The following is a 25,065-nucleotide window of genomic DNA, read 5'->3' as shown; positions in this document are numbered from 1 at the left end:
TATGACAGGTCAATTGAATTCATTATCCGCCGTATCTCCCAAAGGTTGGTGTAGCAGGCGCCGGGCCTCCATGCTCTCGGAGATGTCCGTGCAGGCGCTGATGATAGCCAGGCGGCCGTCCTCCGCCTCAATGACGCGGCCCTTGTCCAGGGTCCAGAACCAGGTGCCGTCCTTCTTGGGCATGCGGTAGGTGGTGGTGTATTCCAGGCCGGTGTAATACCGCGGTCCTATGTCTGCCGCCACCCGTTCCCGGTCATCCGGGTGAATGGTGTTGATAACCTGTCCCCGGATTGCCTCCCGCAATTCCTCAAAGGTTTCATAGCCCAGCAGCTTTACCATCTCATGGTTGGCAAAATACAGCGGAAATCCTTCCTCGCAGTAACCTCCTATCATGCCGCCGGGCATCATCTGGGCAAAGATGGAGGCAGCGGCCCTGCGGTTCTCCTCGTCCAGCTTCATGAAGGACTCGTCCTTTTCCGATATATATACTGCGGACGACAGGGCGCGCCGGGAGGCTTCCAGCTGCTGCTCCCTGTGCTTCTGCTGGGATATATCGCTTATGGCTCCGTAGTAAAGCCAGTGGCCGTCCTGCTCCCTGAGGAAAAATACCCTCAGATGCATCCACATGGAAGTTCCGTCTCCCCGCCTGCTGCGCAGGTCCCCTTCCGCTCCTTTTATAGGATTTTGTCTGGCCCGGCTGAATATTTCCATCACACGGCTCCTGTCCTCCTCAAATATGGTGTCCATAATGGATTTGCGTACTTCCTCCAGGTCCATGCCCGTGGTGCGGGTGACGGAACAGTACTGCTCATTAACCCTAAGAAGCTCCAGCCTGCCCTCGTATAAATCATAAAATGCAACAGCGCCCAGAATATTGTTCATCATGGCATCGCTTACCATGTCCCCGTTCATCAGCTCCTGAAGACGAATCCGCTCAATCTGCCTCGCCTTGATTCCCCTGAAATCAATGTTGGCCTCATCTGACAGAAGCGGTTCAAAAACTTCTATGGGCATGGGATGGTAGAAATAATATCCCTGCCCGTAGGTGCAGCCCATGTCCAGAAGCAGCTCCATCTGTTCCTTGCTCTCGACTCCCTCCGCTATCATGCGTATGCCCACAATATTGGCCATACGGGTGATCGCCTCCAGGATTCCCATGCCCTTGTCCATGCTGCTGCGGTCCATATCCAGGAATTTCATGTCGATTTTCAGGACATCCACATTTACATCCTTCAGCATGTTCAGGGATGAATAACCGCTGCCGAAATCATCCATAAGCACGGTAAAGCCTGCGGTCCGCAGCTCCTCCACCACAGCTGTTATGACCTTGTATTCCTCCACATAGGCGCTCTCCGTAATCTCTATCTCTATCAGTCCGGGGTCCAGGCAGTAGCGTCTGATAAGCTCCTGGAATACCTGGGTCACATTCAGGGCATAAATGTCCATCCTGGACACATTGACCGATATGGGAATGGGCCTGCGGCCGCTGTCTATCCATTTTCTGACATTCCTGCAGACCTCCTCCCATACATACAGGTCCAGCTTTGTTATGAGCCCGTTGTTCTCCAAAAGGGGAATGAACACGCCGGGGGCTATAAGGCCCCGCACCGGGTGGTTCCATCGCACCAGGGATTCCAGCCCCACAATCTTTCCGGTCCGCATATTGCACTTGGGCTGGGCATAGAAGGTGAATTCGCCATTGGCCAGGGCCCGCTGTATCTCAGATAAAAGCCTGTGGTCCTCCTCCATCTTCTGCTTCATGCGGCTGTCATACCGGCTGACCCTCTGGGCGTAATTACCCTTCACCGAGGACAGGGCTATGACGGCCAGGTCATACATGTTGCTGACAGGGAGGCCCCCACCGTCAATTCCATAGATGCCAAAGGCCGGAAGGAAGCCGGCTGTGCCGCCATACTCCTTCATGTACCTGGTTATCTCCTCCTGCAGCCTGCGCAGGACAGCGGGCGCATCCGGAAGCAGTATAACGAAATCGTCCCCGCCCATATAACCGGCCAGTCCGCCCTCCTCTGCCCGCGTCTTATCCAGCAGTGCCCCAATCATGGCCAGCAGGCGGTCCCCTGTTTCCGGCCCATACCAGTCATTAAATAGCTTGAAATGCTCAATATCAATGGCCATGAGGCAGTAATCCTCAGGGTTTCTTACATGTTTCAGGAAAGCGTCCGACTGCCTGAAAAACACCGGCCTCCTGCAAAGCCCGGTGACGGGGTCCGGGCGCTCCTCCGGCTCCTGATTTCCCCGGGTCAATGATTCTTCCCTGCGTTTTTGCTCGTCAATGTCCTGTATAAAGCACATGACAATGTTCTCGTCCTCAGCGCCGTTTAAAATAGGCACTACAATCTGCGCCACCCAGCACCAGGTTCCGTCCACCTTCCGTTTGCGGAACTCCCCTTTCAGGACGCGGCTGTCATCACGGTCCCAAAGGCAGGATGTGATGCGCTCCGGGTCCCAGAACGTCAGGAACCGCCGGGCATCGTCCGGGTGAATCATGTGTTCCGATACATCCCGGACCATGGAGCCCAGCGTTCCCTCCGGCGCAGGAATTACATACTTCCCCTCCTGATGGTACAGTATCTTATAGTAATCCCTGGTGAAATTCAGCTCAAACAATTCGTCATAGGCAGAAATGCTGGTAAGGTTGTAAAAGAGATTCTTATTGCCCTCATAGATTTCCCGGACCAGAATCACCCGGCAGGCCCCATGTCCCGGCCAGTCCATGTCACCTGTACTCACTTCCACCCACTGCTGGATGGCTTTGTTATAAAACATGACAGCCCCGTCCGAATCTTCATTTAGCGGACAGCCCTGGCAGGGCCTGTCCTCGCTGCACAGCTTCTCATAGCAGAAATCACCGCAGCGCACATCCTTAAACCGCCGCTTCAGGGCGTCATTAAAATGCACCAGCCTGTAATCCCTGTCTATAATGTAAATGCTTGTCTCATCACTGCTTCTTTTCGTACTCATGCAAGTACCTCTTTTCCGCACGCAGCTTATCATTGAAATATATTAATTATAATATTTTTTACCTGTCCCCGTCAACCTTATGGTAAAATACAGGAAAACAATATATATAAACATAATAGATAGAAAAATAAAATAAGGAACCGGTGAAAGGGCTCCTCATTTTTCAGGCTGTTCTTTTTCAGGTTGTTCTTTCCAGATGTCTCAGTATGTGCCTCTTATATTCCAGGAATTCTTCCGTAAGGCTGAAATCCCTGTCCCTGGGCTTGGGCTCTCTTATAACAAGCTCCTCCGTTATCCTTCCAGGCCTGCCTGTCAGCAGGTATATCCGGTCGGACAGCAATATGGCCTCTTCAATGTCATGGGTAATGAACAGGGTGGACAGGTGGATTTCATCCATCACCTTCAGATACCAGTCATGGACTGATTTCTTGGTCAGCATGTCCAGTGCTGAAAAGGGCTCGTCCAGCAGGGCCACACTGCCTGAAAACAGATAGGTGCGAAGCAGGGCCGCCCTCTGACGCATGCCTCCTGACAGCTGGGCCGGATATTTCTTCTGTGTGCCCTCCAGGCCGAACTGACGGAAGTAGGGCGCTGCCTGCTCCCGCGCCTTCCCCTTCTTCATTCCTTTTACAACCAGCGGAAGGGACACATTGTCCTCTATGGTCCGGTAGGGAAGGAGCAGGTCCTTCTGCAGCATATAGCTCACCCGGCCCGGACAGCCGGTCACGTCCTCCCCGTCCAGAAGGACCCGCCCTGCATCCGGTCTTGACAGCCCTGCAATGATATTAAAAAGCGTGGTTTTTCCGCCTCCGCTGATTCCCAGAAGCGACACCAGCTCACCCTTGTTCAGGGTTATGGATATATCCGCCAGCACCGGCTCCCCGTCAAAGGATTTTGAAATTCCCTCTACCTTCAGTTGCTCCATGTTCTCCTCCTGGCCCGGCTGGTCCGGCCTTTTCTCCGCCGGACAATCTGTCCACTGCCTTTCCGTCCCCGGCCTTACGGCAGATAATCGTTGGTAAATCCGGTTCCCGCCTCAATGGGCGTTTCCGTAAGCCCTTTTTCATTCAGCCACGCGTAATACCCATCCCAGCGCTCCTGGTCAATGTATCCCCATTGGGGTGCGTCGGCCCGGTATTTATCCGCCAGGTATTCCTGACTGGCTTTTACCAGCTCCGGGTCCAGCTCCGGCGCAGCCTTTAACAGAATGTCCCCTGCCTCCCGGGGATGTTCTATGGCAAACTCATATCCCCTGCTGACCGCTTCCAGAAATGCCCTGGCTGTCTCAGGCTCCTCCTGGAGGAATGTATTGTTGGCTATGATAACCGGTGTATAAAAATCAAATACAGGATTTAAATCAGCAAATGCGAAATAGTCTGTCTCCAGGCCTTCCAGCTCTGTCTTGACGCCTGCCCATGCATAGAAAATCCATATGGCATCCACGGATTTTGTCTTCAGGGCCGTCACCTCGTCCGTCACTGTGCTGGGAATCAGCTCCACCTTATCAAAGTCCCCTCCGTCCGCTTCCATTACATCCTTTATGGTAGCCTTTTCCACCGGAAGGTCCCAGGTGGCATACTTTTTCCCCTCCAGTCCCTTTGGGCGGTCCATTCCCCCGCCTTTCGCGGAAATAATACCGGATGTATTGTGCTGTATAACTCCTGCCACAGCGGTCACGGGAAGGGGATTGTCCCCTGAAAACGCGGGCGCCAGGCTGTCCTGGAAGGACATGGCGAACTGGGCCTTGCCCGAGGCAGCCAATACCTCGGCCCCGTTTTCCGGCGGCTGCACGATTTCCACTTCCAGGCCCGCATCCTTAAAATACCCCTTTTCCCGGGCAACATAGATACCTGTATGGTTGGTGTTGGGCGTCCAGTCCAGAACGAACGTCAGCTTTTTTACATCCTGTCCCGGCGTGTTTTCACCCTGGTTTCCGGCTCCCGTTTGTGCAGTTTCCTTCTGTGTAATTTCCTTTGATGCGGTTTCTTTCTGTGTATCAGCCACAGACTGGCCGGGGGCGGTCTTATCTCCTGTAACCGGAGCCCTGCCGCACCCGGCAAGAAGTACTCCCAGGCACAGGGACGCCATCAGCATACTTGCGCGTTTATTTTTCATTCTAATCCTCTCCTCTTTACGGAACACCTTTGTGTTATGCCGGATATCTGTCTTCCGTTCTATTTTTGTTTCAGATTGGTTTCCCATGGCATGCATTTTTTCTGAAGCAGTTCCACGGCCCACATCAGGATTAAGCTGATAGCCGATATCAGGAAAATAACCGCGAACATCTTGTCAAAGGAAAATGCCTTCTTTACCCTTGTCATGTAAACGCCCAGTCCGCCGAAACCGCCCAGCCACTCGGCAATCACAGCCCCCACCACAGCATAGGAGGCAGATATCTTGAGACTGGAAAAAAACTGGCCCATGGCGCCCGGCAGCTTGATATACCGGAATATCTGGAACCGGCCCGCTCCCATGGCCTTCAACAGATTCACCGCATCCGGGTCAGCTGCCCTGAATCCGGTGAGCAGCCCCACTGTGATGGGAAAGAACGTGGTAATGACAATCAGTATAACCTTGGGAGTCATTTCATAGCCGAACCACAGCACCAGAAGAGGCGCAATGGCAACCGCCGGTACGGTCTGGGTCAGTACAATGATGGGATAAAAAGCCTTGTATGCCTTATCAAACCGGTCCATCAGCACAGCTGCCCCGAAGCCTGTGGCGATTCCCAGTACCAGTCCCAGCCCGGCCTCAGCCAGCGTAATCCCGGCATTTTCCATAAGGGCCGGGAATTCCTTTATGAATGCTCCGGCTACCTGGACCGGTGATGGGAGCATAAATCCCTCCACCAGCCCAAGGGACACTGCAAGCTGCCACAGGATAAGAATGGAAAGGATGGCTGAAACAGACCACAGTTTACTGGTGATGCTTGGTGACTTTCTTTTCAATGGTAAGCACATCTCCTTCGGGGTGATAAGAAACCTTGATATATGCAGCCACAGAGGGAGCGCCTGCCCTGACTGCAATGTGCTGGCACTCTTTTACAATATCCATCAGCTGGTCATAATCCCCTTCAATGGTTGTCTCAAAGGGTCCTACGTAATAGTTTAACCCCGTGCTCTTAATGTAATCGATAACCTCGTCCACAATACGGATTAATTCCTCATCATCTGCTGCTTTTGGAAGTGACTGGATTGCTACGCTTGCGTTCATACTGTTTCTCCTTTTCTATGAAAATTACATGGATTAAAAAATCCCGTCCGGATATTCCGGGCGGGATAAAACTCACAAAAACTTATATCTTCTGCAGGCTTCCTACGCTGGCATTATCCAGATCAGGTATCAGGGTTCAGAATATATTCCATCTCAGCCGGATTCCACTCCAGCACCCCTTTTCGTTGTTGGGACAAGTATACTACGGCTCTTTTTAAAAGTCAATAGGTACCTGAGTCTCCCATTTTCTCCTGTAAAGGCGCGAGGGCCGGTGGCCTTCCCGTTCCGTAAAGGAATCCGTCTCCTCCACCAGAGATGCAATCTTGCGGCGGAAGGCGGGTTTTAAAAGGCTTTTATCCAGAATCACCTCATATACCTGCTGCAGCTGTGTCAGGGTAAATTCCCCTGGCATCAGATGCAGGGCAAGACTTGTATATTCCACCTTCCCGCGAAGCCGTTCCAGGGCGTAAAATATGATTCTGGCATGGTCAAATGCCAGCCCCTGGTTATCCGTTATCTTATATTCCACTGTCTCCGCCTGCCTGCTCTTCACGGTCATTTTCTCAATCCCGGAACAGAGGACCGTATCATCCGCCCATAGTCTGAGTTCGTAATGCTGTATGTGCACCACTGACTCCACCTGGCCTGTGGTCCCGCTGCGCCCATAGTCCCTGCATTCATCGGTCAGACGGCAGGAAACATGAAACCATCTGGCATTGTCCGCGTCATCGCCGGCCTGCAGTTTAAGCTGGCTGCTGTCCACCAATGCCATATAGGAACAGCTCATAACCCAGGTCCTGGGGTCCCTTGCCGGTTCGCTGAACGTATACAGCTGCTCCATATACACCTGGCCCAGCCCGGTTTCCTCCCTGAGCTCCCTTCTGGCAGCCTGCTCCGTAGTCTCCTCCGGCCTTACAAAACCTCCCGGCAGGGCCCAGCACCCCAGATAAGGGTGTCCCCCCCTCTGAATCAGAAGGATGCTCAGGTTCTTCTCCGGCAGTTTTCTGTAATTGGCTTCCTCCTGGTCCGTCACCGTGAAAATGGCCATATCCGCTGCCACTGACGGGCGGGCATAGTGGCCCGGGTTATATTGTTTTAGAAATTCCTCTTCCGTCAGGCCATTCCTATCCCTCATACACGGTTTGTTTTCCTTATGTTCTCCCATTTCAATCAGCATTCTCCTCTTTTTCAAGCAGCAAATCCCTGGCCTCTGTCAGGGCAAATCCCAACAGGTTGCTTCCTCTCCATTTTAACGGGCACTCTGCATCCGGGTTGCCCTTTCCCATGCCGATTCCCCATATACGGTCCCTGGGGCTGGCCTCCACCAGAATCCGTTTTCTGGTGGATTTTAAAAACTCCCAAAGGTCAGGATTCTGGGAGAATTTTGCCATATTTCCTCTGAGGACCAGCTCATAGCAGGCCGCATCCCAAATTTCCTTATCAAAATTCTTTACTGCCCGTCCAAAGGCCTTCATGGCTTTTGGCTCCCTGGCCTCCATGATGTTCCCAAGCATGTCCGTATCCCCGAACATTCTGGCCTTTTCAGCCATCATAAACTGCTCCGCACAGGTATAAGCAACACCCTCTGCTGTGAAGCTGCATTTCCACCACTGGCTCAGACAGGTTTCTGTAATATGACCGTCTGCCGTCGGAGTGTGGCCCCAGAAAAATAAGAACTTGAAATGCTGGCCTGCATTGTATGCCTTTTTCAGTGCCTCCCATGTGTATACCATTGCTTTACCTCCATATGTAATCGAATCACTCTGCAGTTATTATTAAATAATTATTATCTATTAGTTATTATCTATTTGATAATATCATGATATACAGTTATTCTGCTTTTGTCAAGAAGAAAATGGCGCATAAAATTCATATATTGACATACCTAGATTTTCTATGTATTATAATCATATAGGTTTGCAGGCAGCCGGCATCTAAAAACACAGGGAGGTTTTACCATGGATAAGAAGAATATGGCTATGGGAACGTCCATGCTTCTGCTGAAGCTTCTGGAGCAGCAGGACATGTACGGATACCAGATTATCAGGGAGCTGGAAAAGCGGAGCAATCACATATTTTCCCTGAAGGAGGGCACCCTCTATCCCCTGCTCCACTCTCTGGAGCAGCAGGGAGCCGTTATTTGTGAAATACGGCTTGCGGATAACGGCCGTCAGCGGAAGTATTATATTATAACGGAACAGGGAAGGAAACTGCTTCAGGATAAGCTGGAGGAATGGAACGTGTTCCAGTCAGCTGTCAACCAGGTGATAGGAGGTGTTCTGTTTGGATAAGAAAAATCCTGCTCCTGGGACCGGTTCTCGTTGTCGCACTTTACCGTCTGCGTGCAAATGCAGGGCGCGCAATGGCTGTTTTCCTGTTCTCCCTCACAGGGAGCCTTCTGTTCATGATTCACCGCAATGTATTTGGCGGTTCCAGAAGGACACTGTATGTTTTTGCCATGGCCGGCAGCTTATGCATCATAGGACTGTTCTCAGCCCTTCCGTTTCAGCAGACATCTTTTCAGAAATTTACAGCACCTGGGAATCATGCATCCTCTGTATGGGATGATTCCTACAATGGCATTCTGATACAGGACCTCTTATCGAGAGCCCCGCTCATAGGAGGGATTTCAATGACGCAGTCCGAGATGATGGACTATGGGACAGGGGAATGGTATTTCGGCCAGGCAGAGGACCAGAGCGAATACCAGCTTCAGGAACGTGTGAAGCTGGGAACCTTAAGGAGGAACCCATATCTTCACTACGATGAATCCAGTGTTACCCTGTGGGATATCCTTCCACAGCACTATTACAGCAATTACCTGGTTGCCGTGGTTATCCTTCTCTATGGATGGCTGCCCGGCATTCTGCTCCTGACAGTCATGGCGGCCTTTTATGCGCTTATTTTTTCCTGTGTCCTCAGAACCCGCGGCGCCCTGGCGTCAAGCGTATCGTTTTACTGCGGCCTCTGCCTGCTGTTCCAGAGCCTCCTTTATGTTCTGGGAAACTTCGGTTATCAGTATGCTGCGTTCACCAATCTTCCGCTGGTATCAGAGGGAAAGCTGAGCATCATGGCAAACATGCTCCTGCTGGGATTTATTTTTTCCGCTTACCGGTATGACCCTGTGCTGGACCTGCCGGCTTTCCCCGCTGCTTTCATTTCAGTCTATACCTCAAAATCCTCTGAATGGAAATTACTGTAAAACCTTCCGGAGACAGCCGTAAAGCGCATCACACAGTAATCCGGGTCCGTAACTCCGCCCGGATAATACATGGTATCTCCTTCCCGCCATATCATTTCCTTGCTTGCTCTGTCCTCCAGAATCTCCATGGTGCCCTTTAACATGGCGCCCCGGAAGAAACGTCTGTCGCAGAAATAGATACATGCCTTGGGATTTTCACGGTATTGCGCCGCGTGTCTGGATGAGGTATTGGTGGTAAAATAAAAGACCTTTATCCCCTCCCGCTTCCGCGGCGCCAGCATGGCCCTGACAGCCGGATATCCCTCCTCATCCGTAACCCCGATAAAAGCCACGGTCTGTTTATCCGCCAAGTTTCCTAAGGTTGTTTCTGCATCCCTCATAAAAATGCCTCCTCTCATATTTCCTCCGATGCACTCCGGAGCGTATTAGAAACTTCATCCCCGCCATCCGGCGGAACGTAATTGTCAAACACACTCTAGCACGAAAGAGGCTCCCTGTAAATTACACACTTTTTTGTGACCATGCCCTAATCCAGCAAACCCTTATCCCGCAGGAATTCTTCCCTGCCGTCCTCCATCATCATTTCGATTCCGATTCCCTGCATGATAACCACTGCTTCCAGCATCTTAATCCCCCGGCCGGTCAGCGAATATTCTACCTTTAAGGGGTATCCCTCATAGGATATCTTTGACACCATTCCATAATCACAGAGCTCTCTTAACTGCTCAATCAGCATTTTCTGGCTGATTCCCCTTATCTCCCGTTTCAGGCCAGCCAGCGAATGAGGCTCCTTGCCCAGCTGCCACAGTATGATAGGCTTCCATTTTCCCTTTGTGATGTCATGGGTCAGTTCCAGAGGACATGTGTACTCCGTCCTTGTCTTCATTTTTTCTTCCCTCCTTCCCCCTGTCTTCCCGCCTTGTCCTCCACCAGCGAAATCAGCGGAAACATATCATTATAATGCTTTTGGATGAACATCCCGCTTCTCTGTTTATACAGCCGGGCAGCCAGCTTATCCGCAATGGGAAGGACCAGCCGTTCATGGAAGCACAGCATGGGAGCCACCTGGCGGATGTTTCCTGTTACCTGGAAATTCAGGCACCCGCAGGTACAATTACAACGCTGCTTTACTGCGCATCCGCTGCACTCCGGCTTATCCTTCCGGCTCTCAGCGTACAGCCGCTGCCTTCTGGCCTGGTCTATGCCCTGGTCCACCGTGCCAATGGCATAGCTGCCATGGCCTGCGAACTGCGTACAGGGATAGAGTACCCCGTCCGGGGCAACCGAAATCTGTTTTAAGCCCAGCTCACAGCGCTCATGGCAGTAGGCGGCCCCCTTAACCCAGCTGGCTATCTTGACCTCGAAGGGGCTGAAATAGAATTTTTCCTCCTTACAGGTCATTTCATAGTAAAAGTCAGCAAGTTCGCCATACTGTGCTTTTAGTTCATTGATGGAGCCCTTGTCCCATGTACCGGCATAGTTCAGGCTGCATATGAAATAACGGAATCCCTTTTTCCACAATTCCTTAATTCCTCTGGCGTATTCTCCTACCGTTTCCGGGCATACCGTCATCATAACCGGAGCGTAAGGATGGACAGCCAGAAGTTCCTGGATTACGGACTCCAGTTCATCATAGCTGCCCCTTCCGTCCTTATGCCTCCGGAAAAAATCGTGGGCTTTTTTCGTTCCGTCATGGGACAGTGCAATCAGAATATGGTTTTCCCTGGAATAGTCCAGGAATTCCCGGTCCAAAAGCGTCCCGTTTGTGGTTATCTTAAAATGAAATCGGGTATTTAAATCATGCTCCATTTTCCTGCAGGCAGCCACTGTGCCGTAAATCACGTCTCTGCACAGCAGGGGTTCCCCGCCAAAGAATATGACGCCGCAGGAGGGCTGCCTGTTCCCGGCTGCCAGGACGCCGCAGGAGGGCCGCCCGTTCCCGGCTGCCAGAAGAACTGCTTTCCTGGCTGTCCCGGCTGTCATATAATCCTTCCTGTGGCACTCATAGCAGTATCCGCAGGCCAGATTGCAGGCATTGGTAAGATGAAGCGTCACATGCATCAGATTACCCCCTGTCCTTTCAGCCAATCCAGGAAATCACGCACCTGGGCGCGCAGCTCCTTCTCTGACTTTTCCCTGGCTTCCGCCTTCTTTTCCAGACTGGCCCCATCCCAGTCAAAGGTCTCCCCGCGTTCCTCTGCCTGGGCCATTGCATCAAAAACACCTTCCATATTCACATCATTGCAAGGGTCATAAAAAATTCCCAGGGCCATGTCCGGCCCATAGGAAACCAGTTCCTTCCTCAGCTGCTGCGCGGTCCCTTTTACATCATAGAGCGTAAAAGTAGCCGCGGCCTCCTCGTTCTCCTTCCGCCATTCATATACATCGTCCCTGGAAATAAACTCAAAGGCTATGTTCTTATCTTCATCCGCTCCGTCCAGATATAAATCGCCGTTCCGGACGGACTGTTTTGTCACGGGCTGCCCGCTGAAGAGACGGCTCTCCGGCAGTTTCACCTGCTCCAGCACAGGGGCGGTTTCCCGTGCAAATGCAATTCCTCCATAGCTTTCCGCCTCGGATTTTATAATTTCATATGCCTCCTCCTCTGACAGGAAAAATGGAGAGGTCACTGCCACACAGCCATAGGCCCCGGTCCCGCCTCCATGAATGAATACAGGTGCCACCAGGCCCTTCCCTTCTGTTCCGCCCTCTGTTCCTCCGTCCTCTTCCGGCCCTCCTGAGTCCCGGCCACTCTGGCTTTCACTGTCCTGACTTGCACTGGCCTGGCCTGCATTTTCCCGGTCCCGGCCTCCCGGGTTCATGCCGTTCTGGCCTGCGCCTCCCGGCTCTATGCCGCCCTGGCCTGCACTGCCCTGTCCTGCGCCTTCCGGCGCTGCACAGGCGCATAATGCAAGGGACATTCCCAGAGCCGTCAGCACCACACTGTTCTTAGCCCATCTGTCCGGCACCTTTTTTAGCAGTTCAGGATGAGACTGTATGTCAGCCCCGGCGGGATATCCCGGCTTCTTATAATAAACAACCGGTTTAACTTTCATTTTGCCAAAACCTCCTTTCCTCCCCATTCCACTGCAGTGAAGCCTTTCCGTTCAAATCTGTCCATCTCCGGCTCCTCCACCCGGACAGGCTGCTCCAGCGGTGTATACACCATAAAAATCCTGAGCACACTGTCCGGCTGCGGTGAAATGTACAGCCGGGCCGTTTTCTCATAGGCTTCCCTCTGGAATGTAATCAGGTTATAAGGATTGTCCTTCATCCTGGGCAGCCAGTATTCAATGAATTCCTCATATTCCGTTGGAACCAGCCCCAAAAACTCCAGCTTTTCCCTGAGAAATGTCTCTGTCCCGCTTCCCGGAATCACGAACCCTTTGGACATATCATACTCCGTGCAGTCCTCCCCTTCCCAGAACAGATAGGGATATTCCTGCCCGTCAGCCTGATTCACCAGCCTTCCGTCCGGCCATGCCGTGACCTGCCATCCATCCCCATAGGCAGGAATCGTATCCGTAAGCCTTCCGTCGTAATCCAGTCTGACCCTTACCTCCCGGGTCTGTTCCGGGTACAGATAAATCACCGGTTTCTCCGCCAGCGTCAGATTGGGCCTGTTGTCCGCACAGTAAGACAACGCTGCCACACAGACTATGACCGCCGCCACACGCCACCTCATTTTCATCATACTCCCTCCTCACGCCACACCGTACCAGGGATAAAGCCGCCCTGATACCTCTGATGATTCTATGGTAACACACATACCTTCTTTGTTCTTTGAATAATTCTTAATTTCAGTTAAAGCTTTTCTGTCGCCTGGAAAGCAAAAAGGATTCGCGGCCTGAGACAGACCCGAATCCCTTTCATCACCTTATTATAATCAGTTATCCCGCACCAAAATACCCATGACTGTTCTATTGATACCAGCCGTCAGGCATCCGGCGCCTTGTCCCGCTTTCTCACAGTGGGATAGCGCTCCACAATATCACGATACCTGAAGCACCCCTCCACATGGTCGTTAATCACGCCGCAGGCCTGGAGGTGGGAGTAGACCGTGACCGGTCCCAGGTACTTAAATCCTCGTTTCCTCAAATCCTGGCTGATTTGCTGTGACAGGGCGTTCTGTGCCGGAATCCTGCCCTTCTGATGGCCTGCGTACAAAATGGTCTTTCCCTTTGAAAAGCCCCATATGTAAGCGCTGAATGAGCCGTATTCCTCCCTGACCTTCCGGAAACATCTGGCATTATGAATAACAGCCTCCACTTTCCTGCGGGATTTAATCATTCCTTCCTGTATAAGGATACGCTCAATATCATCCTCTGTATATGCTGCAATCCGGTCATAATCAAACCCGTCAAAACACTGACGGAAGATTTCCCGCTTCTGTATCATCATGTTCCAGTTCAGTCCGCATTGCATGACTTCCATCATAAGGAACTCAAACTGCCCACGGTCATCGTGAAGAGGAACGCCCCATTCTTCATCGTGGTATTTCTTCATCTTTTCATTGCACAGACACCATGTACACCCATCCATCTGCCAGGACCTCCTTACTGTCTATCCGTTTCCCCCTGATGGGTCCAACGGTTCACAAACAATCCCTATTTTCCAAATGCCTCATCCGCAGCCTTCCATGCCATGACTATCCGGTCGCACCATGCATCAAACTGCGGGTCCGGCGTCTGGCTCTCCGGGTGGTCCAGCATGTAGCGGACGGAACTGCGAAGTCCTTCTGCCATGGACACCCTGCATACAAAATCAGGCACTGCCCTCTTGATTTTCGTATTGTCAAACAGAACCGTGCATGCCTTATCCCCCAGAAGCTGACCTGCAAAATCATACTCCTTTCCATGCTCAGCCAGAAAATCAGATGCCACATGAAGGGCGTTCAGGGGCCTGTCCAGGGCCTCTGCCAGGGTTTCATAAATCTGGTTCCAGGTCATGGACTCATCGCTGGTAATATGATAGGCATTGCCTATGGCATGGGGATTGCCCATAAGCCCCACGTACCCCCTGGCAAAATCAGAGGAATGGGTGAGCGTCCACAGGGAGGTGCCGTCCCCTGGTATGATGACCGGTTTTCCATCCAGTATCCGCTTTAATATCTGCCAGTTTCCCCTGTCGCCATGAATGGCCACCGGAGGCTTTTTCCCATCGTATGTATGGCTGGGACGCACAATCGTTACCGGGAACCCTTCCCTTCGGTACGCGGCCGTCAAAACCTCCTCCGCATCAATTTTTTTGCGGGAATATTCCCAGTACGGGTTAATTAAAGGCGTGCTCTCCGTTATGGGACAGCCTGCCATGGGTTTCTGGTACGCGGACGCGCTGCTGATAAAAATATACTGTCTTGTCTTTCCCTGAAAAAGCCGTATGTCGCGTTCCACATCCCCGGCCCCATATGCAATGAACTGAGCCACCACGTCATATGTCCTGCCTTCCAATTCCCGGGCCACCGCCGCCTCATCATGAATGTCCGCCACAATGGATTCCATTCCGTCCGGCACTGGTCTGGACCCCCGGTTGAGAAGGGTAATCTCCCATCCTCTCTCTTTGGCCAGCGCTGTCACTGCCGTGCTGATGGTTCCTGTTCCCCCTATAAATAATGCTTTCATTATAGCACCTCCTTATTCCTGTCTGTAACTGTCAGCCTGTGAGTCACGCCTTAATGGCCCACCGCATTTTGGTGGAATGGGCACGGCTGTTCATCCTGCACTCCTCTGCCGACGGACGAATCACATCAGCAGAAACCTGGCTGTATAGGCCCGCCCTGTACATTTCCTTAAATGACTTCTTTACAATCCTGTCCTCACCGGAATGAAAGGTCAGGATAGCTGCCCGTCCTCCGGGCTTTAATACGCCCGGAAGCTTGTCCAGAAATTCATACAATACTTCAAACTCGCTGTTCACATCAATGCGCAGGGCCTGAAAGGTCCTCTGGCAGGACTTCTTCACCGCCTCCTTCCGGTCCTCCTCCGGAATGAACGCCAATGCCCTGTCTACCATCTCATAGAGCCTGGTAGTGGTGGCAACCTCCCTCCCACGCTTGATTTCGCCCATGACCGCGCGGGCAATCTCCTCTGCGTAGGGTTCGTCGGAATTCTCTATGAGCATACCTGTAAATTCCTCCTGGGTAAGACTCCTCAGACGCTCAGACGCAGGCTCCCCCTTAAGCGGGTCCAGACGCAGGTCCAGGGGACCTTCCTTCTTATAGGAAAAACCTCTGGCCGGATTATCAATCTGCATGGATGATACGCCCAAATCCGCCAGCACAAAATCCAGGGGACCTGACTCCTGTGCTATCTGGTCTATATTGGCAAAATTCAGCTTCCGGATGGTCAGTATGTCCGGCCCATAGCCCATATCCTCAAGCCGTTTCCTGGTCTTCTCCATCTCAATGGAATCCACATCCAGCGCATAGATATGCCCCTTTGACTCCAGACGCTCCAGCATCCTGCTGGTATGGCCCCCGTATCCCAGGGTGGCGTCCAGACCGGTCTGGCCCGGCTGTATCTGCAGGAACTCCAATATCTCATCCACCATAATGGGGATATGCATACCCACAGGAGTGCTTCCCTTCTGAATGACCCTGGCCACTGTTTCCGGGTACTTTTCCGGCTGGAGCTCCTTGTACTTTTCCTCGTAACGTTTGGGATGCGTTCCCTTGTAGCGCACACGGCGCTGGTGCTTCTGCCCTTCCTGTTCCATGTCTTACTCTCCTCTGTCTCTGCGATTTCCTCTTATCTTTACCATTATACCAAGCATTTAGGCAGGGATGCAATATGTGTTGGAAGGAAATCTGTTTTGAAATCTGTTCCGTCCGATTCCTTTACTCTCCCTCTCCTGTTTTAAACAGCCGTATGGTCCCTGTCTCATTCAGGTAGCGCAGAAGGGACAGGCCGATGGGAAAACCAAACAGTCCCAGCACCCCCAGAAGCTGCGCCCCCACAAACATGCTTACCAGCGTAACCACCGGATGAAGGCCAATCTGGCTTCCCACGATTTTAGGCTCTATGATGTTGCGGATGACTGTTATGGACAGATATACCACCAGTAGCCCCAGGGCCAGGCCGTGGTTGCCCATAAGGGCAGTGATAACAGTCCATGGAATCATGATTCCTCCTGTCCCCAGCACGGGAAGAATATCAAATACAGCGATGAGGAATGCAATGACCAGCGAATTTTCCACCCCAATCAGGGTAAGGCCAATGGACAATTCCACAAAGGTGATGGTCATGATTAGGGCATAGGAACGTATGCACACCAAAAGGGTGCCCACCACGTAGGACTGTATCTCCATAAAGACCGCCTTTGGCCGGTCCCCCAGCTGCCGCAGACAGAACCCGGTCAGCAGTTCATAATCAGCAGCAATAAAGAAGGTGGTAATGACCATGAGCAGCAGATTGATAAACATGCCGGGTAAGGACGAGGCAAAACCGGAGAGCCATGCCATGACCCCCATGGAGATGCCGGATACCATCTGTCCGGCGGACTGTACAAGATGGCCCTCCAGCTCTTCCAAGGTCCCAAGCAGGGAAGGGTCCATGCGCAGGAGGGACTGTTCTATGCCGCTGAAGATTCCGGTAAATACCGGTTCCACATGATTGGCATAGAATGACGGCAGTCCCGCCACCAGCAGTTTCCCGTTTGAGAACATCTTGACGCAGAGAAGGGTGAACAGCAGGCCTGCCCCGCTGTAGAACAGGAGCACCGTAAGAATGGCCGTAACCTTCCTGTTCATGTGCAGACGGCCTGCTGCAAAGCAGATTGGCCTCCTCAACAGATATGCAATCACGAACGCAGTGACAAAGGGAGCCACCATGGGCAGCCCAATTTTCAGCAGTACAAAGGCTGCCAGCAGCAGGATTGTAAAATACATGCAGTTGATGATAAATGATTTTCTTGCTTCCGTCTTCATGTTTTATTCCTTTCTGTCCGGACGGACAAAACATCCATGGACAACGCCCCGTTTACCGGTATTCCTCCGAAAAACAAAAAGACACGGCCTGCACCCAAATGTGCGCAAGCCATGCCTCAACCCACTCATGCGGTAAATTGTATCAGATATTTATTCTTCGGGACAGTGTCACCGAATTCATCGTCCATGGAATCCGTCCTCTCCTCATGTAATTCTGTTTACGGCCTATTATATGGGAAAAGCACGGATTACACAAGAGGACGGCCCATTCTTTAACGAACTTTTAATCCGGCGGGTTCCTGTCAGGCCCATCCAGGTACCGGTGCATGATTTCCAGCAGCCGGTTGATTTCCAGTGGCTTTGTCACGTGCTCATCCATTCCTGCCTGTCTGGCCCGGTAAGCATCGTCGGCAAAAGCATTGGCTGTAAGGGCAATAATAGGAATCCCCGCCCCGTCAGGGCGCTGTCCTGTCCTGCCCAGGCTGCGGATGGCGCTGGCTGCCGTGTATCCGTCCATCACAGGCATCTGGATATCCATAAGGATAAGGGAATAGGTTCCGGGCGGGTCCGCCTTAAACCGTTCCACTGCCTCCTGACCGTTGACCGCGCACACAGCTGTAATTCCAAACATGGCCAGAAGCTCCACCACGATTTCACGGTTCAGCTCATTGTCCTCCGCCAGCAGCACCCGGGTCCCGGGCGGAAATGGGGCCGGGGCCTCTTCATTGCCGCTGTCCGGGGCACCCTCTCCTGTCTCCTCCTGAGCCAGCTTCAGGAATATGGTGGCAATGAACCGGGTCCCCCTGTTTAACCGGCTCTCCACACGGATGGTGCCGTTCATCATCTGCACCAGATTCCTGGTAATAGCCAGTCCCAGCCCGGTTCCCTGGACCTGGCTGACCCTGGAATCTTCGGCCCGTTCAAAGGGCATGAACAGCTTTTCCAGGAATTCCGGCGTCATGCCGATGCCGTTGTCCTCCACCACAAACTCAAAGCATCCCACCCCGCTTTCACTGGAAAGCTTTTCTTCCAGGGATACAGATATACGGCCCCTGTCAGGAGTATACTTTACTGCGTTGGACAGCAGGTTGATGAGTATCTGTTTGACCCGGACCGCATCCCCGTATACGGCATGGTGGGCCATCTCCTTTATGTCAATGGACAGCTCCTGCTTCCTGCTGTCCATATCCGGTTTGATGATTTGGGACACCTCCTCCACCAAATCCTTCAGGCAGAAAGCATCCTCGCTCAGCCCTGCATTTCCGGATTCTATTTTTGACATGTCCAGCACCTTATTGATTAAATCCAGAAGATGACTGCCTGAAAGGCTGATTTTGGACAGACAGTCCTCCACCTTATCACGGTTGGACAGACTGCTCCTAGCTATGGCCGTCATGCCCATAATTGCATTCATGGGCGTACGTATGTCGTGGCTCATCCTGGAGAGAAAATCCGACTTTGCCTGGTTGGCCCGGTTCAGGGAATCATATGCTTCCTCCAGGGCATGCTTTGCCTTTTTCTCCTCCTCATAATACTCCAACTCCCGCTGTTTCTCGGCGCTGATATTGCGAAGGGCGATGATGGCTGTCTTTGGCCTTCCCTCCTCCGCGGCAGCCATGTGGACCTCCATCCGCAGCCACAGCGGAGAGCGGCAGTGCCTGAACTCCACCTCAATATGTTCGTTTCCTCCGGACAGCTCCCCCAGCAGCCAGTCCAGGCTGCATATGGAACCCACCCGGTTCCTGTCTGCCGGGTCCACATCCGAAAGGATATAACTGCGAAGAACGGAGGAATAGGCCCCGTTTCTCGGCAGCCCCGCTCCTTTGCTGGCTTCCGGCAGCCTTACAGCGTAATAGCTGTCCTGGGACAGGTTTACATAGAATATGCTGACATACACGCCATTGATGGCCTGAAGAGCTGACTGGCTCATATAGAGGCGTTCGCTGTTCTCTGAGAGCTTTGATTTCATGGAATGTATATTGTGGAGCGCTCCCACCACCCGGCTGGGTTTCCCTTCCTCCATAATCAGCCTGCTGTTAACCCTGTACCAGATAAATTTTCCGGGCGGGCCGCCGGGAACAGAACAGCGCACCTCAAAAACCTCTGAGCGGCCGTTGCAGATATTGTCAATGACCGTAGGCACATCGTCCGGATGGACCACCTGCTGTTCCAGCAGTATCCTGGAATAATTGGGGAGTTCGTTGCGGAGCACTCCCTGTCCTGTCCTGGGTTCGTAGCTGATGAACACATCCTCATCCATGCGGTATTCAAACATGACAGCGGAGCTCACCTCCATGGAAACACGGTACATCTCCTGTTCCCGCCCTAACTGTTCCTGGAGAATCCTGCGCTGGGTGATGTCCACCGCTGTGCGCTGCAGGATGTCCTCTCCCTGTGGAGTGACCCCCACAATCATACTGGTCCCCTCCAGCCAGTGAAGGCTTCCGTCCTTCCATCTTACCCTGTATTCCTGGTCCTGCCGGTCGCCAACCTCCTTCAGCCTGCGGTATGCCTCCTGCAATATCGGGCGGTCCTCTGCCAGCACAGCACCCAGTACGCCGTCGCGCCAGTCCTTAAAACCCTCCTCCATATCCTGGTAATCCATCAGCGACAATACGGCCTTATTGATGGAAACAAGACGGAATCCGCCCTGTATGTCCCTGACAAAGCGGATGATGCCGCATGGAACCGTATCGTAAATACTGGCCAGCAGCTGGGTCTGTTCCCTCAGACGCTGGGCGTCCTCCTCAGACCTGGTCACATCCAGGTACAGGCTGTTGACCATCCAGTTCCCGTCCGCATCCTGGGCCTTCTTGCCGCTGTCAATGACCCACTTAAGACTTCCGTCCTTGCAGCGTACCCTGTAACGGGTGGAGTAGGTAAGGTTTCCGTCCCTGAACGCCTCCGCACAGTCAGCCAGGGCGCCCGGAAGGTCGGGCGGATACACATTTCCCACTGCCGTCCCGCCGGTTGCTTCCATAAATTCTTCCACGGTATACCCAAACAGGGCCGCCGCCTCCCTGCTGACATAGGCAAAGGAATAGGTGTCATCGTCATTGCTTATTTTCAGACCCCCTGCAATGGAGGACATGATTACTTCCAGCTGCCGGTTCTGCTGTTTTGTCTCTTCCTCCAGGGCGTTTAAGCGCTCCTGGACGTACTCATAGGACTGCCTGCCGATTTTTTCCGGAAAGCTCTCCCCGTCCAGCATTTCCTGATAAGGATTGGAACAATGGATATGGGAACACATAATCCCCTCCTCTGTATCCTGAAACACAAAGGTCACCCTCTGATGTACTTTCAGGTACATCCGGGTGCTGGGGTCCGTGGCTATCCACATCCGTCCCATGACAACATATATGCCCTCCATGGGGCAGAAGGCATCGTATTCCTCATCCCGGATATTACAGTCGGGAATGGTTTTACCAAACTTCCGGAACCGTTCCACACAGGCCTGTCTGCCGGACAGATACTCCTGTTCCCCTGCCCCCATCCAGGAAAACCGGTCTGAAAAACAGGAAATGATTCCCTCTGTATCGTGCTCGCAATAGTGCATGTGCATCATACGGCTGGCCAGTTTCTTCACTTCCTCCAAGCGCTGATGCAGCTCTGTATCTGATTTTATCTTCACGCCCGTCAACCTGCTTTCCTATGGATTATCTGTCGTCAATCTGAAGCCTCAGCACATCCGGACGGGAGTAATGTCCGCAGACATCAAACTCCATACGGCTGGCACATACCCGGTCCGTCTCCAGGTCCGCATAGATTATGGCCTCCTTATCCCACACCGGCTCTGTCACATAGTGACCATATGGGTCCACGATGCAGCTGCCTCCCCTGCACACAGTATCCGGCAGTCTGTCAATCTCATCCCTGCAGTGCAGGCCCTCCGGATACATATCCCTGGTAAAATACATATCGCAGTTGATGAAGTAGCATCTCCCCTCCAGGGCAATGTGCTGAATGGTGGACTGCCACTCCGGATTGTCATTGGTATTAGGGGATATGTACAGGGCCACTCCCTTCTCATACAGGGCCGCCCTGGCCAGCGGCATATAGCTTTCCCAGCAAATCAGGCTTCCCATCACACCCCAGGGCGTTTCCGCAACCGGAAAATATCCCCTGTCCGCATCGCCCCATACCACCCGTTCAGCCCCGGTGGGCTTTAATTTGCGGTGCACGCAAATCAATTCTCCCCGGGGAGAGAAGAACAGGTTTGTATTGTAAAGGGTTCCCGTCACACCGTCCCGTTCAGAGACACCGATGCTGACATAAGCCCCTGCTTTCCGGGCAGCCAGGCCGATTTTCTCTGTCTCCTTTCCGGGAACCAGGATGGAGTTGTCCATGTACATTTTCCAGTCCTTCCGGCCCTCCCCGCTGCGGCTTCCCACGCAAAACCCAAATGTCATGCCGTAAGGGTATCCCGGTATAAACAGTTCCGGAAACACAATGAGCTCTGCTCCCCCCTGGGACGCCTCCTGAATCAGTTGTTCCGCCTTCTGTGTACATGCATCCTTGTCAAACATAACAGGCGCAGCCTGAATAACGGCTATTTTACATATTTTCTTCAAATCCTTCATTTCCCTTCCCCTTTCCTGCTAACTCCAGGTATAGTTCCAACGGAATTCACTTAAACTTATCAGTATTATCCCTGTTCTGTGCCGTCATTTTCCGTACGGCATCCATGCCCGCCGGGTGATTTCAGCCGGGTATTTTCCTCCGTCGGTTTCCTCCGGTGAATTTCAGCCGTCGGTTTCCTCAGGCCCCGGTCCCTACGGAACCGGACCGGTCCTTTCTCATTTTACCATGCTGTCCTAATCTCCACAATGGCAGTATTCACCTTTCTTCCAAAAACAGCGCGGATAGATAAAATCAATAAGATACGGACATCCTATTCTTATCAGTTCAAACGAACAGCGGATTTCAATTAAAAATACGGAGAACTCATATTATGAATAGAACATATAAGAAAATCCTGGCCTTTTCCCTAATCCTGCTCCTTCTGCTCTCAGCCATGGTCCTGTATTTCAGGAACATGGTCCCGCCCGGAGAAGAATGGATTAGCTGGGACAATGAAGATTTACTAACCTCCATTGACCGGCAGCTGGAAGGTATGGACATGGAACGCCTGGAGGCAGAAAAAGAACAGTATGTACTGGAAAAAAGCCTGGATGAGCTGCAGCAGTCCGTCATGGACAGTGAGCTGACCTATGAGGAACTGACCGCCCTCTGCCTGTACCGCATTAAAAAGCTGGACCAGTGCAGACACGGTTATAACTCGGTTGCGGAGATAGCGCCGGATGCCATGGAGCAGGCCCGGACATGCGATGCCATCCGGAAACAGCCGGGCGCATCAGGACGGCAGCAGGATTCAACCGGGCAGCAGGATACCGCAGACTTCCGCCCTCCCTCCCCTCTCTTTGGAATTCCTGTCATGTTCAAGGATAATATCAATACCAGGAACATACCCACCAGCTTTGGGGCCGAGGCCTACTCAGACTATATTCCTGCCCAGGATGCCCCTCTGGTCCGCACCCTGCGGGAGCAGGGCGCTGTTATCCTGGGTAAAAATAATTTATCGGAATTCGCCAATTATATGTCAAGTATCATGCCCGCCGGATACAGCGGTAACAAGGGCCAGACCGTCAATCCCTACGGTCCCCTGAAGATTTCCCCTTCCGGCTCCAGCAGCGGCAGCGCGGTTTCGGTCACTGCCAACCTGGTGCCGGTGTCCATTGGCACGGAGACAGCCGGCTCCATCGCCGGCCCTGCGGCCGCCAGCTCCGTGGTCGGCTTTAAGCCCTCCCGTGACCGGATATCCGCGGAAGGAATCATGCCGTTAATCCATGCTCTGGACACCCCGGGGCCCATTGCCAAAACAGTACAGGATGCAGCCCTGTCCTATGACGCCCTTCTGGGCCTGCCCGGCACCGCGGCTTCCAATCCCGCGGCAAACCTGAATCCGGACGCTTTAAAAGGTGCCGGCATTGGTCTGGCAGTATACGCCTACAATGACCCTGCCATGATATCCCGGCTCAGGGACATCCTTATATCCGCCGGGGCCCATGTGACGGAAATCCCGCTGGAGGGCCATGGAGTCCGGGTCCAAACTGTCATTCACCTGACCTTTAAACAGGAATTCCAGCATTTTGCAGAACAAAACCAGCTCCCCATAACAAAACTGGGGGACCTGCTGGACTATAACCGGCAGGCCCCCATACGAAGGATGCGTTACGGACAGGACCATCTGGAAGCAGCTGAAGCGATTACGGTCCCTGATTATTCTCCAATCCATGACTCCATCCAAAAAGCCCGTCAGGAGCTGGATACCCTGATGGAGTCCTATGATTTGGACTCCATTGCATTTCTCAATACCTCGGCTTCCGATATCGTGTGCGCGGCAGGATACCCGGAGCTGACCGTTCCCTTGGGCCTCAATGACAAGGGCAGGCCCCAGGGCGCCACATTTACGGCAGGATACGGCCAGGACCGAATGCTTCTGGACCTGGGCTTTTCATTCCAGCAAACAGCAGCTGGCCGGACAGTCCCTTAGCTGTTCTGCAAAAGACGCTTATAGGTCAGGTCAATCAAAAAGGCTCCCAAGGGTGCTGTAATCAGGATGGCCAGCACTGCAACCGTCAGCACCATATCCCCGCAGGCCAGACCCATGGCCAGAGGCATTCCGCCTATGGCGGCCTGCACCGTAGCCTTAGGCATATACCCTATCATGCAGAATACCCGTTCCCTCACATCCAGCTTTGTCCTGACCAGACAGCAGAACACACCGGCCATCCGGAACACCAACACGCCGAAAATAAGTAAGACAGCCGGTAAACCGGCCGACCATGCATATCGGATATTCACAGTTGCCCCCACCAGAACAAAGAGCAGGATTTCAGCGCAGACCCACACCTTATTGAACTTAACGGATAGCCGGCGGGCTGCTTCCTCCCGTTTCTTCTGCAGGGCGATTCCGATTCCCATGACTGAAATCAAAGCTGAAAACGGCACGATGTCCGAATACCTGTCCTCCAGCGTCACCAGAATAAAGGCCACGCACAGCAGGATGATAACCTTCACCGTATCCCGGATATGAACTCTCTTAAAGTATACAGCCAGACCCCATCCGGCCTCCAGTCCCACAAGGCCTCCAACCAGAATGGACACAGGTATCTTTACAAAGCTCATGGGCGACACCGCTCCACCCTGGGCAAGACCAGTAAAGGCCGTGAACATGACAATCACAAACACATCGTCCACGGAAGCTCCCGCCAAAATCAACTGCGGAATTCCCTTATCCGTACCGTATCCTTCTTCAATCAATTTTAACATCTTGGGAACAATGACAGCCGGCGAAACCGCCCCAACCACAGCTCCCATAATGGCGGCGTCAAGCACCGGCATCCCCAGCAATTTCGGCGCCAGTATGACCATTCCCAATATTTCAAAGCAGGCAGGGAGAAAACACATGAGCACGGCCGGCCTTCCCACCTTCTTTAAGTCATTTACATCCAGGGAAAGCCCTGCCCGCATCAATATGATAATGAGGGCAATCCGCCTCAGCTCCGACGATATGTTCAGAATGGACACATCAATCAGGTTAAATGCATAGGGTCCCAGAAGAATCCCCGTAAAAATCATACCCATAAGGCCGGGCAGCCGCAGTTTCCTGCACACCCAGCCCAGAAACATTCCCAGCATCAATATGTAAGCAATACTAATCAGCATATTCTTTTCCTCCTTA

At 52.7% G+C, this 25,065-nt stretch carries 22 protein-coding genes and 1 riboswitch; of the genes, 3 read left to right on the top strand and 19 right to left on the bottom strand.

Translation table 11 applies throughout. The annotated features are described in order from the left end of the window. Window positions 1-9: 9 nt before the first annotated feature. The 7 genes from I2H39_RS07945 to I2H39_RS07915 all read right to left on the bottom strand — a co-directional run bounded on the left by I2H39_RS07945 (window position 10) and on the right by I2H39_RS07915 (window position 7,928). Entirely contained in the window at window positions 10-2,982 is a 2,973-nt protein-coding gene (locus I2H39_RS07945) for an EAL domain-containing protein (RefSeq protein WP_227146952.1), read from the bottom strand. A gap of 178 nt (window positions 2,983-3,160) precedes the next feature. After that, window positions 3,161-3,907, bottom strand: coding sequence for an ABC transporter ATP-binding protein (locus I2H39_RS07940; protein ID WP_195626203.1), 747 nt, complete (start codon window positions 3,905-3,907; stop codon window positions 3,161-3,163). Window positions 3,908-3,981: 74 nt separating this feature from the next. After that, the gene (locus I2H39_RS07935) at window positions 3,982-5,097 is read right to left on the bottom strand and encodes an ABC transporter substrate-binding protein (RefSeq protein WP_138307870.1); all 1,116 of its coding nucleotides are present in this window, start codon (window positions 5,095-5,097) and stop codon (window positions 3,982-3,984) included. A 59-nt stretch (window positions 5,098-5,156) separates the two neighbouring features. Next, the gene (locus I2H39_RS07930) at window positions 5,157-5,930 is read right to left on the bottom strand and encodes an ABC transporter permease (protein WP_138307868.1); all 774 of its coding nucleotides are present in this window, start codon (window positions 5,928-5,930) and stop codon (window positions 5,157-5,159) included. Continuing rightward, window positions 5,899-6,195 carry a thiamine-binding protein gene (locus I2H39_RS07925; protein WP_138307866.1) on the bottom strand — a complete coding sequence of 99 codons (297 nt, stop codon included), beginning with the start codon at window positions 6,193-6,195 and terminating at the stop codon, window positions 5,899-5,901. The genes I2H39_RS07930 and I2H39_RS07925 overlap by 32 nt, the downstream gene beginning before the upstream one ends. Before the next feature lie 82 nt (window positions 6,196-6,277). Next, window positions 6,278-6,385, bottom strand: a riboswitch (TPP riboswitch). Between the two features lie 24 nt (window positions 6,386-6,409). Beyond that, window positions 6,410-7,330 carry an NUDIX domain-containing protein gene (locus I2H39_RS07920; protein ID WP_330640826.1) on the bottom strand — a complete coding sequence of 307 codons (921 nt, stop codon included), beginning with the start codon at window positions 7,328-7,330 and terminating at the stop codon, window positions 6,410-6,412. 31 nt (window positions 7,331-7,361) lie between these two features. After that, window positions 7,362-7,928 (bottom strand): NADAR family protein, encoded by a 567-nt coding sequence (locus I2H39_RS07915; RefSeq protein ID WP_195626202.1) that lies wholly within the window; start codon window positions 7,926-7,928, stop codon window positions 7,362-7,364. Between the two features lie 225 nt (window positions 7,929-8,153). Between I2H39_RS07915 and I2H39_RS07910 the strand changes: the two genes are divergently transcribed. Together I2H39_RS07910 and I2H39_RS07905 are read left to right on the top strand one after the other, a co-directional pair. Beyond that, on the top strand, window positions 8,154-8,486 hold the full coding sequence (locus I2H39_RS07910) for a PadR family transcriptional regulator (RefSeq protein WP_195626201.1): 333 nt from the start codon (window positions 8,154-8,156) through the stop codon (window positions 8,484-8,486). 113 nt (window positions 8,487-8,599) lie between these two features. Then, on the top strand, window positions 8,600-9,397 hold the full coding sequence (locus I2H39_RS07905) for a hypothetical protein (protein ID WP_207746775.1): 798 nt from the start codon (window positions 8,600-8,602) through the stop codon (window positions 9,395-9,397). On the opposite strand, the gene I2H39_RS07900 is transcribed toward I2H39_RS07905, so the two are convergent. From I2H39_RS07900 to I2H39_RS07850, 11 genes are all read right to left on the bottom strand, one after another. Then, a complete protein-coding gene (locus tag I2H39_RS07900) occupies window positions 9,361-9,777 on the bottom strand; it encodes a pyridoxamine 5'-phosphate oxidase family protein (RefSeq protein WP_195626199.1) in 417 nt (138 codons plus the stop codon). The two genes, I2H39_RS07905 and I2H39_RS07900, sit on opposite strands and share 37 nt — an antisense overlap. 146 nt (window positions 9,778-9,923) lie before the next feature. After that, on the bottom strand, window positions 9,924-10,283 hold the full coding sequence (locus I2H39_RS07895; RefSeq protein ID WP_138307854.1) for a helix-turn-helix domain-containing protein: 360 nt from the start codon (window positions 10,281-10,283) through the stop codon (window positions 9,924-9,926). After that, entirely contained in the window at window positions 10,280-11,485 is a 1,206-nt protein-coding gene (locus I2H39_RS07890; protein WP_243129934.1) for an SPASM domain-containing protein, read from the bottom strand. The genes I2H39_RS07895 and I2H39_RS07890 overlap by 4 nt, the downstream gene beginning before the upstream one ends. Beyond that, window positions 11,458-12,453, bottom strand: a complete 996-nt coding sequence (locus tag I2H39_RS07885; protein ID WP_195626198.1) for a hypothetical protein — start codon at window positions 12,451-12,453, stop codon at window positions 11,458-11,460. Before I2H39_RS07885 ends, I2H39_RS07890 begins: the two co-directional genes overlap by 28 nt. Beyond that, window positions 12,450-13,091 (bottom strand): hypothetical protein, encoded by a 642-nt coding sequence (locus tag I2H39_RS07880; RefSeq protein ID WP_227146949.1) that lies wholly within the window; start codon window positions 13,089-13,091, stop codon window positions 12,450-12,452. Before I2H39_RS07880 ends, I2H39_RS07885 begins: the two co-directional genes overlap by 4 nt. A 242-nt stretch (window positions 13,092-13,333) precedes the next feature. Further along, on the bottom strand, window positions 13,334-13,939 hold the full coding sequence (locus I2H39_RS07875; RefSeq protein WP_138307848.1) for a DNA-3-methyladenine glycosylase I: 606 nt from the start codon (window positions 13,937-13,939) through the stop codon (window positions 13,334-13,336). A gap of 65 nt (window positions 13,940-14,004) precedes the next feature. After that, window positions 14,005-15,018 (bottom strand): SDR family oxidoreductase, encoded by a 1,014-nt coding sequence (locus I2H39_RS07870; RefSeq protein ID WP_138307846.1) that lies wholly within the window; start codon window positions 15,016-15,018, stop codon window positions 14,005-14,007. A 43-nt stretch (window positions 15,019-15,061) separates the two neighbouring features. Continuing rightward, complete coding sequence (rsmH, locus tag I2H39_RS07865; RefSeq protein ID WP_195626197.1) at window positions 15,062-16,111, bottom strand: 16S rRNA (cytosine(1402)-N(4))-methyltransferase RsmH; 1,050 nt, start codon at window positions 16,109-16,111, stop codon at window positions 15,062-15,064. 121 nt (window positions 16,112-16,232) lie between these two features. Then, entirely contained in the window at window positions 16,233-17,321 is a 1,089-nt protein-coding gene (gene ytvI / locus I2H39_RS07860; protein ID WP_195626196.1) for a sporulation integral membrane protein YtvI, read from the bottom strand. A 283-nt stretch (window positions 17,322-17,604) separates the two neighbouring features. Next, window positions 17,605-20,952 (bottom strand): ATP-binding protein, encoded by a 3,348-nt coding sequence (locus I2H39_RS07855; protein WP_330640825.1) that lies wholly within the window; start codon window positions 20,950-20,952, stop codon window positions 17,605-17,607. A 25-nt stretch (window positions 20,953-20,977) separates the two neighbouring features. Further along, window positions 20,978-21,901, bottom strand: a complete 924-nt coding sequence (locus tag I2H39_RS07850; RefSeq protein ID WP_195626194.1) for a carbon-nitrogen hydrolase family protein — start codon at window positions 21,899-21,901, stop codon at window positions 20,978-20,980. Window positions 21,902-22,272: 371 nt separating this feature from the next. Here I2H39_RS07850 and I2H39_RS07845 point away from each other — a divergent pair, with 371 nt between their 5' ends. After that, window positions 22,273-23,874, top strand: coding sequence for an amidase family protein (locus tag I2H39_RS07845; protein WP_195626193.1), 1,602 nt, complete (start codon window positions 22,273-22,275; stop codon window positions 23,872-23,874). Here the strand turns inward: I2H39_RS07845 and I2H39_RS07840 are convergent. Then, entirely contained in the window at window positions 23,871-25,049 is a 1,179-nt protein-coding gene (locus tag I2H39_RS07840) for a cation:proton antiporter (protein WP_195626192.1), read from the bottom strand. The two genes, I2H39_RS07845 and I2H39_RS07840, sit on opposite strands and share 4 nt — an antisense overlap. Window positions 25,050-25,065 lie beyond the last annotated feature (16 nt).

Origin of the sequence: Clostridium sp. 1001283B150225_161107_B6 (assembly GCF_015556325.1) — a bacterium.
GTDB lineage: Bacteria > Bacillota > Clostridia > Lachnospirales > Lachnospiraceae > Enterocloster.
The sequence above is the reverse complement of the archived record's forward strand: the minus strand, read 5'-3'. Positions and strand labels throughout refer to the sequence as shown.

Excerpts from the sequence above, each read along its gene's own strand:
- I2H39_RS07945 (WP_227146952.1), bottom strand. The coding sequence starts at position 2,982 with ATGAGTACGAAAAGAAGCAGTGATGAGACAAGCATTTACATTATAGAC.
- I2H39_RS07940 (WP_195626203.1), bottom strand. The coding sequence starts at position 3,907 with ATGGAGCAACTGAAGGTAGAGGGAATTTCAAAATCCTTTGACGGGGAG.
- I2H39_RS07935 (WP_138307870.1), bottom strand. The coding sequence starts at position 5,097 with ATGAAAAATAAACGCGCAAGTATGCTGATGGCGTCCCTGTGCCTGGGA.
- I2H39_RS07925 (WP_138307866.1), bottom strand. The coding sequence starts at position 6,195 with ATGAACGCAAGCGTAGCAATCCAGTCACTTCCAAAAGCAGCAGATGAT.
- I2H39_RS07920 (WP_330640826.1), bottom strand. The coding sequence starts at position 7,330 with ATGAGGGATAGGAATGGCCTGACGGAAGAGGAATTTCTAAAACAATAT.
- I2H39_RS07915 (WP_195626202.1), bottom strand. The coding sequence starts at position 7,928 with ATGGTATACACATGGGAGGCACTGAAAAAGGCATACAATGCAGGCCAG.
- I2H39_RS07910 (WP_195626201.1), top strand. The coding sequence starts at position 8,154 with ATGGATAAGAAGAATATGGCTATGGGAACGTCCATGCTTCTGCTGAAG.
- I2H39_RS07905 (WP_207746775.1), top strand. The coding sequence starts at position 8,600 with ATGATTCACCGCAATGTATTTGGCGGTTCCAGAAGGACACTGTATGTT.
- I2H39_RS07900 (WP_195626199.1), bottom strand. The coding sequence starts at position 9,777 with ATGAGGGATGCAGAAACAACCTTAGGAAACTTGGCGGATAAACAGACC.
- I2H39_RS07895 (WP_138307854.1), bottom strand. The coding sequence starts at position 10,283 with ATGAAGACAAGGACGGAGTACACATGTCCTCTGGAACTGACCCATGAC.
- I2H39_RS07885 (WP_195626198.1), bottom strand. The coding sequence starts at position 12,453 with ATGAAAGTTAAACCGGTTGTTTATTATAAGAAGCCGGGATATCCCGCC.
- I2H39_RS07880 (WP_227146949.1), bottom strand. The coding sequence starts at position 13,091 with ATGATGAAAATGAGGTGGCGTGTGGCGGCGGTCATAGTCTGTGTGGCA.
- I2H39_RS07875 (WP_138307848.1), bottom strand. The coding sequence starts at position 13,939 with ATGGATGGGTGTACATGGTGTCTGTGCAATGAAAAGATGAAGAAATAC.
- I2H39_RS07870 (WP_138307846.1), bottom strand. The coding sequence starts at position 15,018 with ATGAAAGCATTATTTATAGGGGGAACAGGAACCATCAGCACGGCAGTG.
- rsmH (WP_195626197.1), bottom strand. The coding sequence starts at position 16,111 with ATGGAACAGGAAGGGCAGAAGCACCAGCGCCGTGTGCGCTACAAGGGA.
- ytvI (WP_195626196.1), bottom strand. The coding sequence starts at position 17,321 with ATGAAGACGGAAGCAAGAAAATCATTTATCATCAACTGCATGTATTTT.
- I2H39_RS07850 (WP_195626194.1), bottom strand. The coding sequence starts at position 21,901 with ATGAAGGATTTGAAGAAAATATGTAAAATAGCCGTTATTCAGGCTGCG.
- I2H39_RS07845 (WP_195626193.1), top strand. The coding sequence starts at position 22,273 with ATGAATAGAACATATAAGAAAATCCTGGCCTTTTCCCTAATCCTGCTC.
- I2H39_RS07840 (WP_195626192.1), bottom strand. The coding sequence starts at position 25,049 with ATGCTGATTAGTATTGCTTACATATTGATGCTGGGAATGTTTCTGGGC.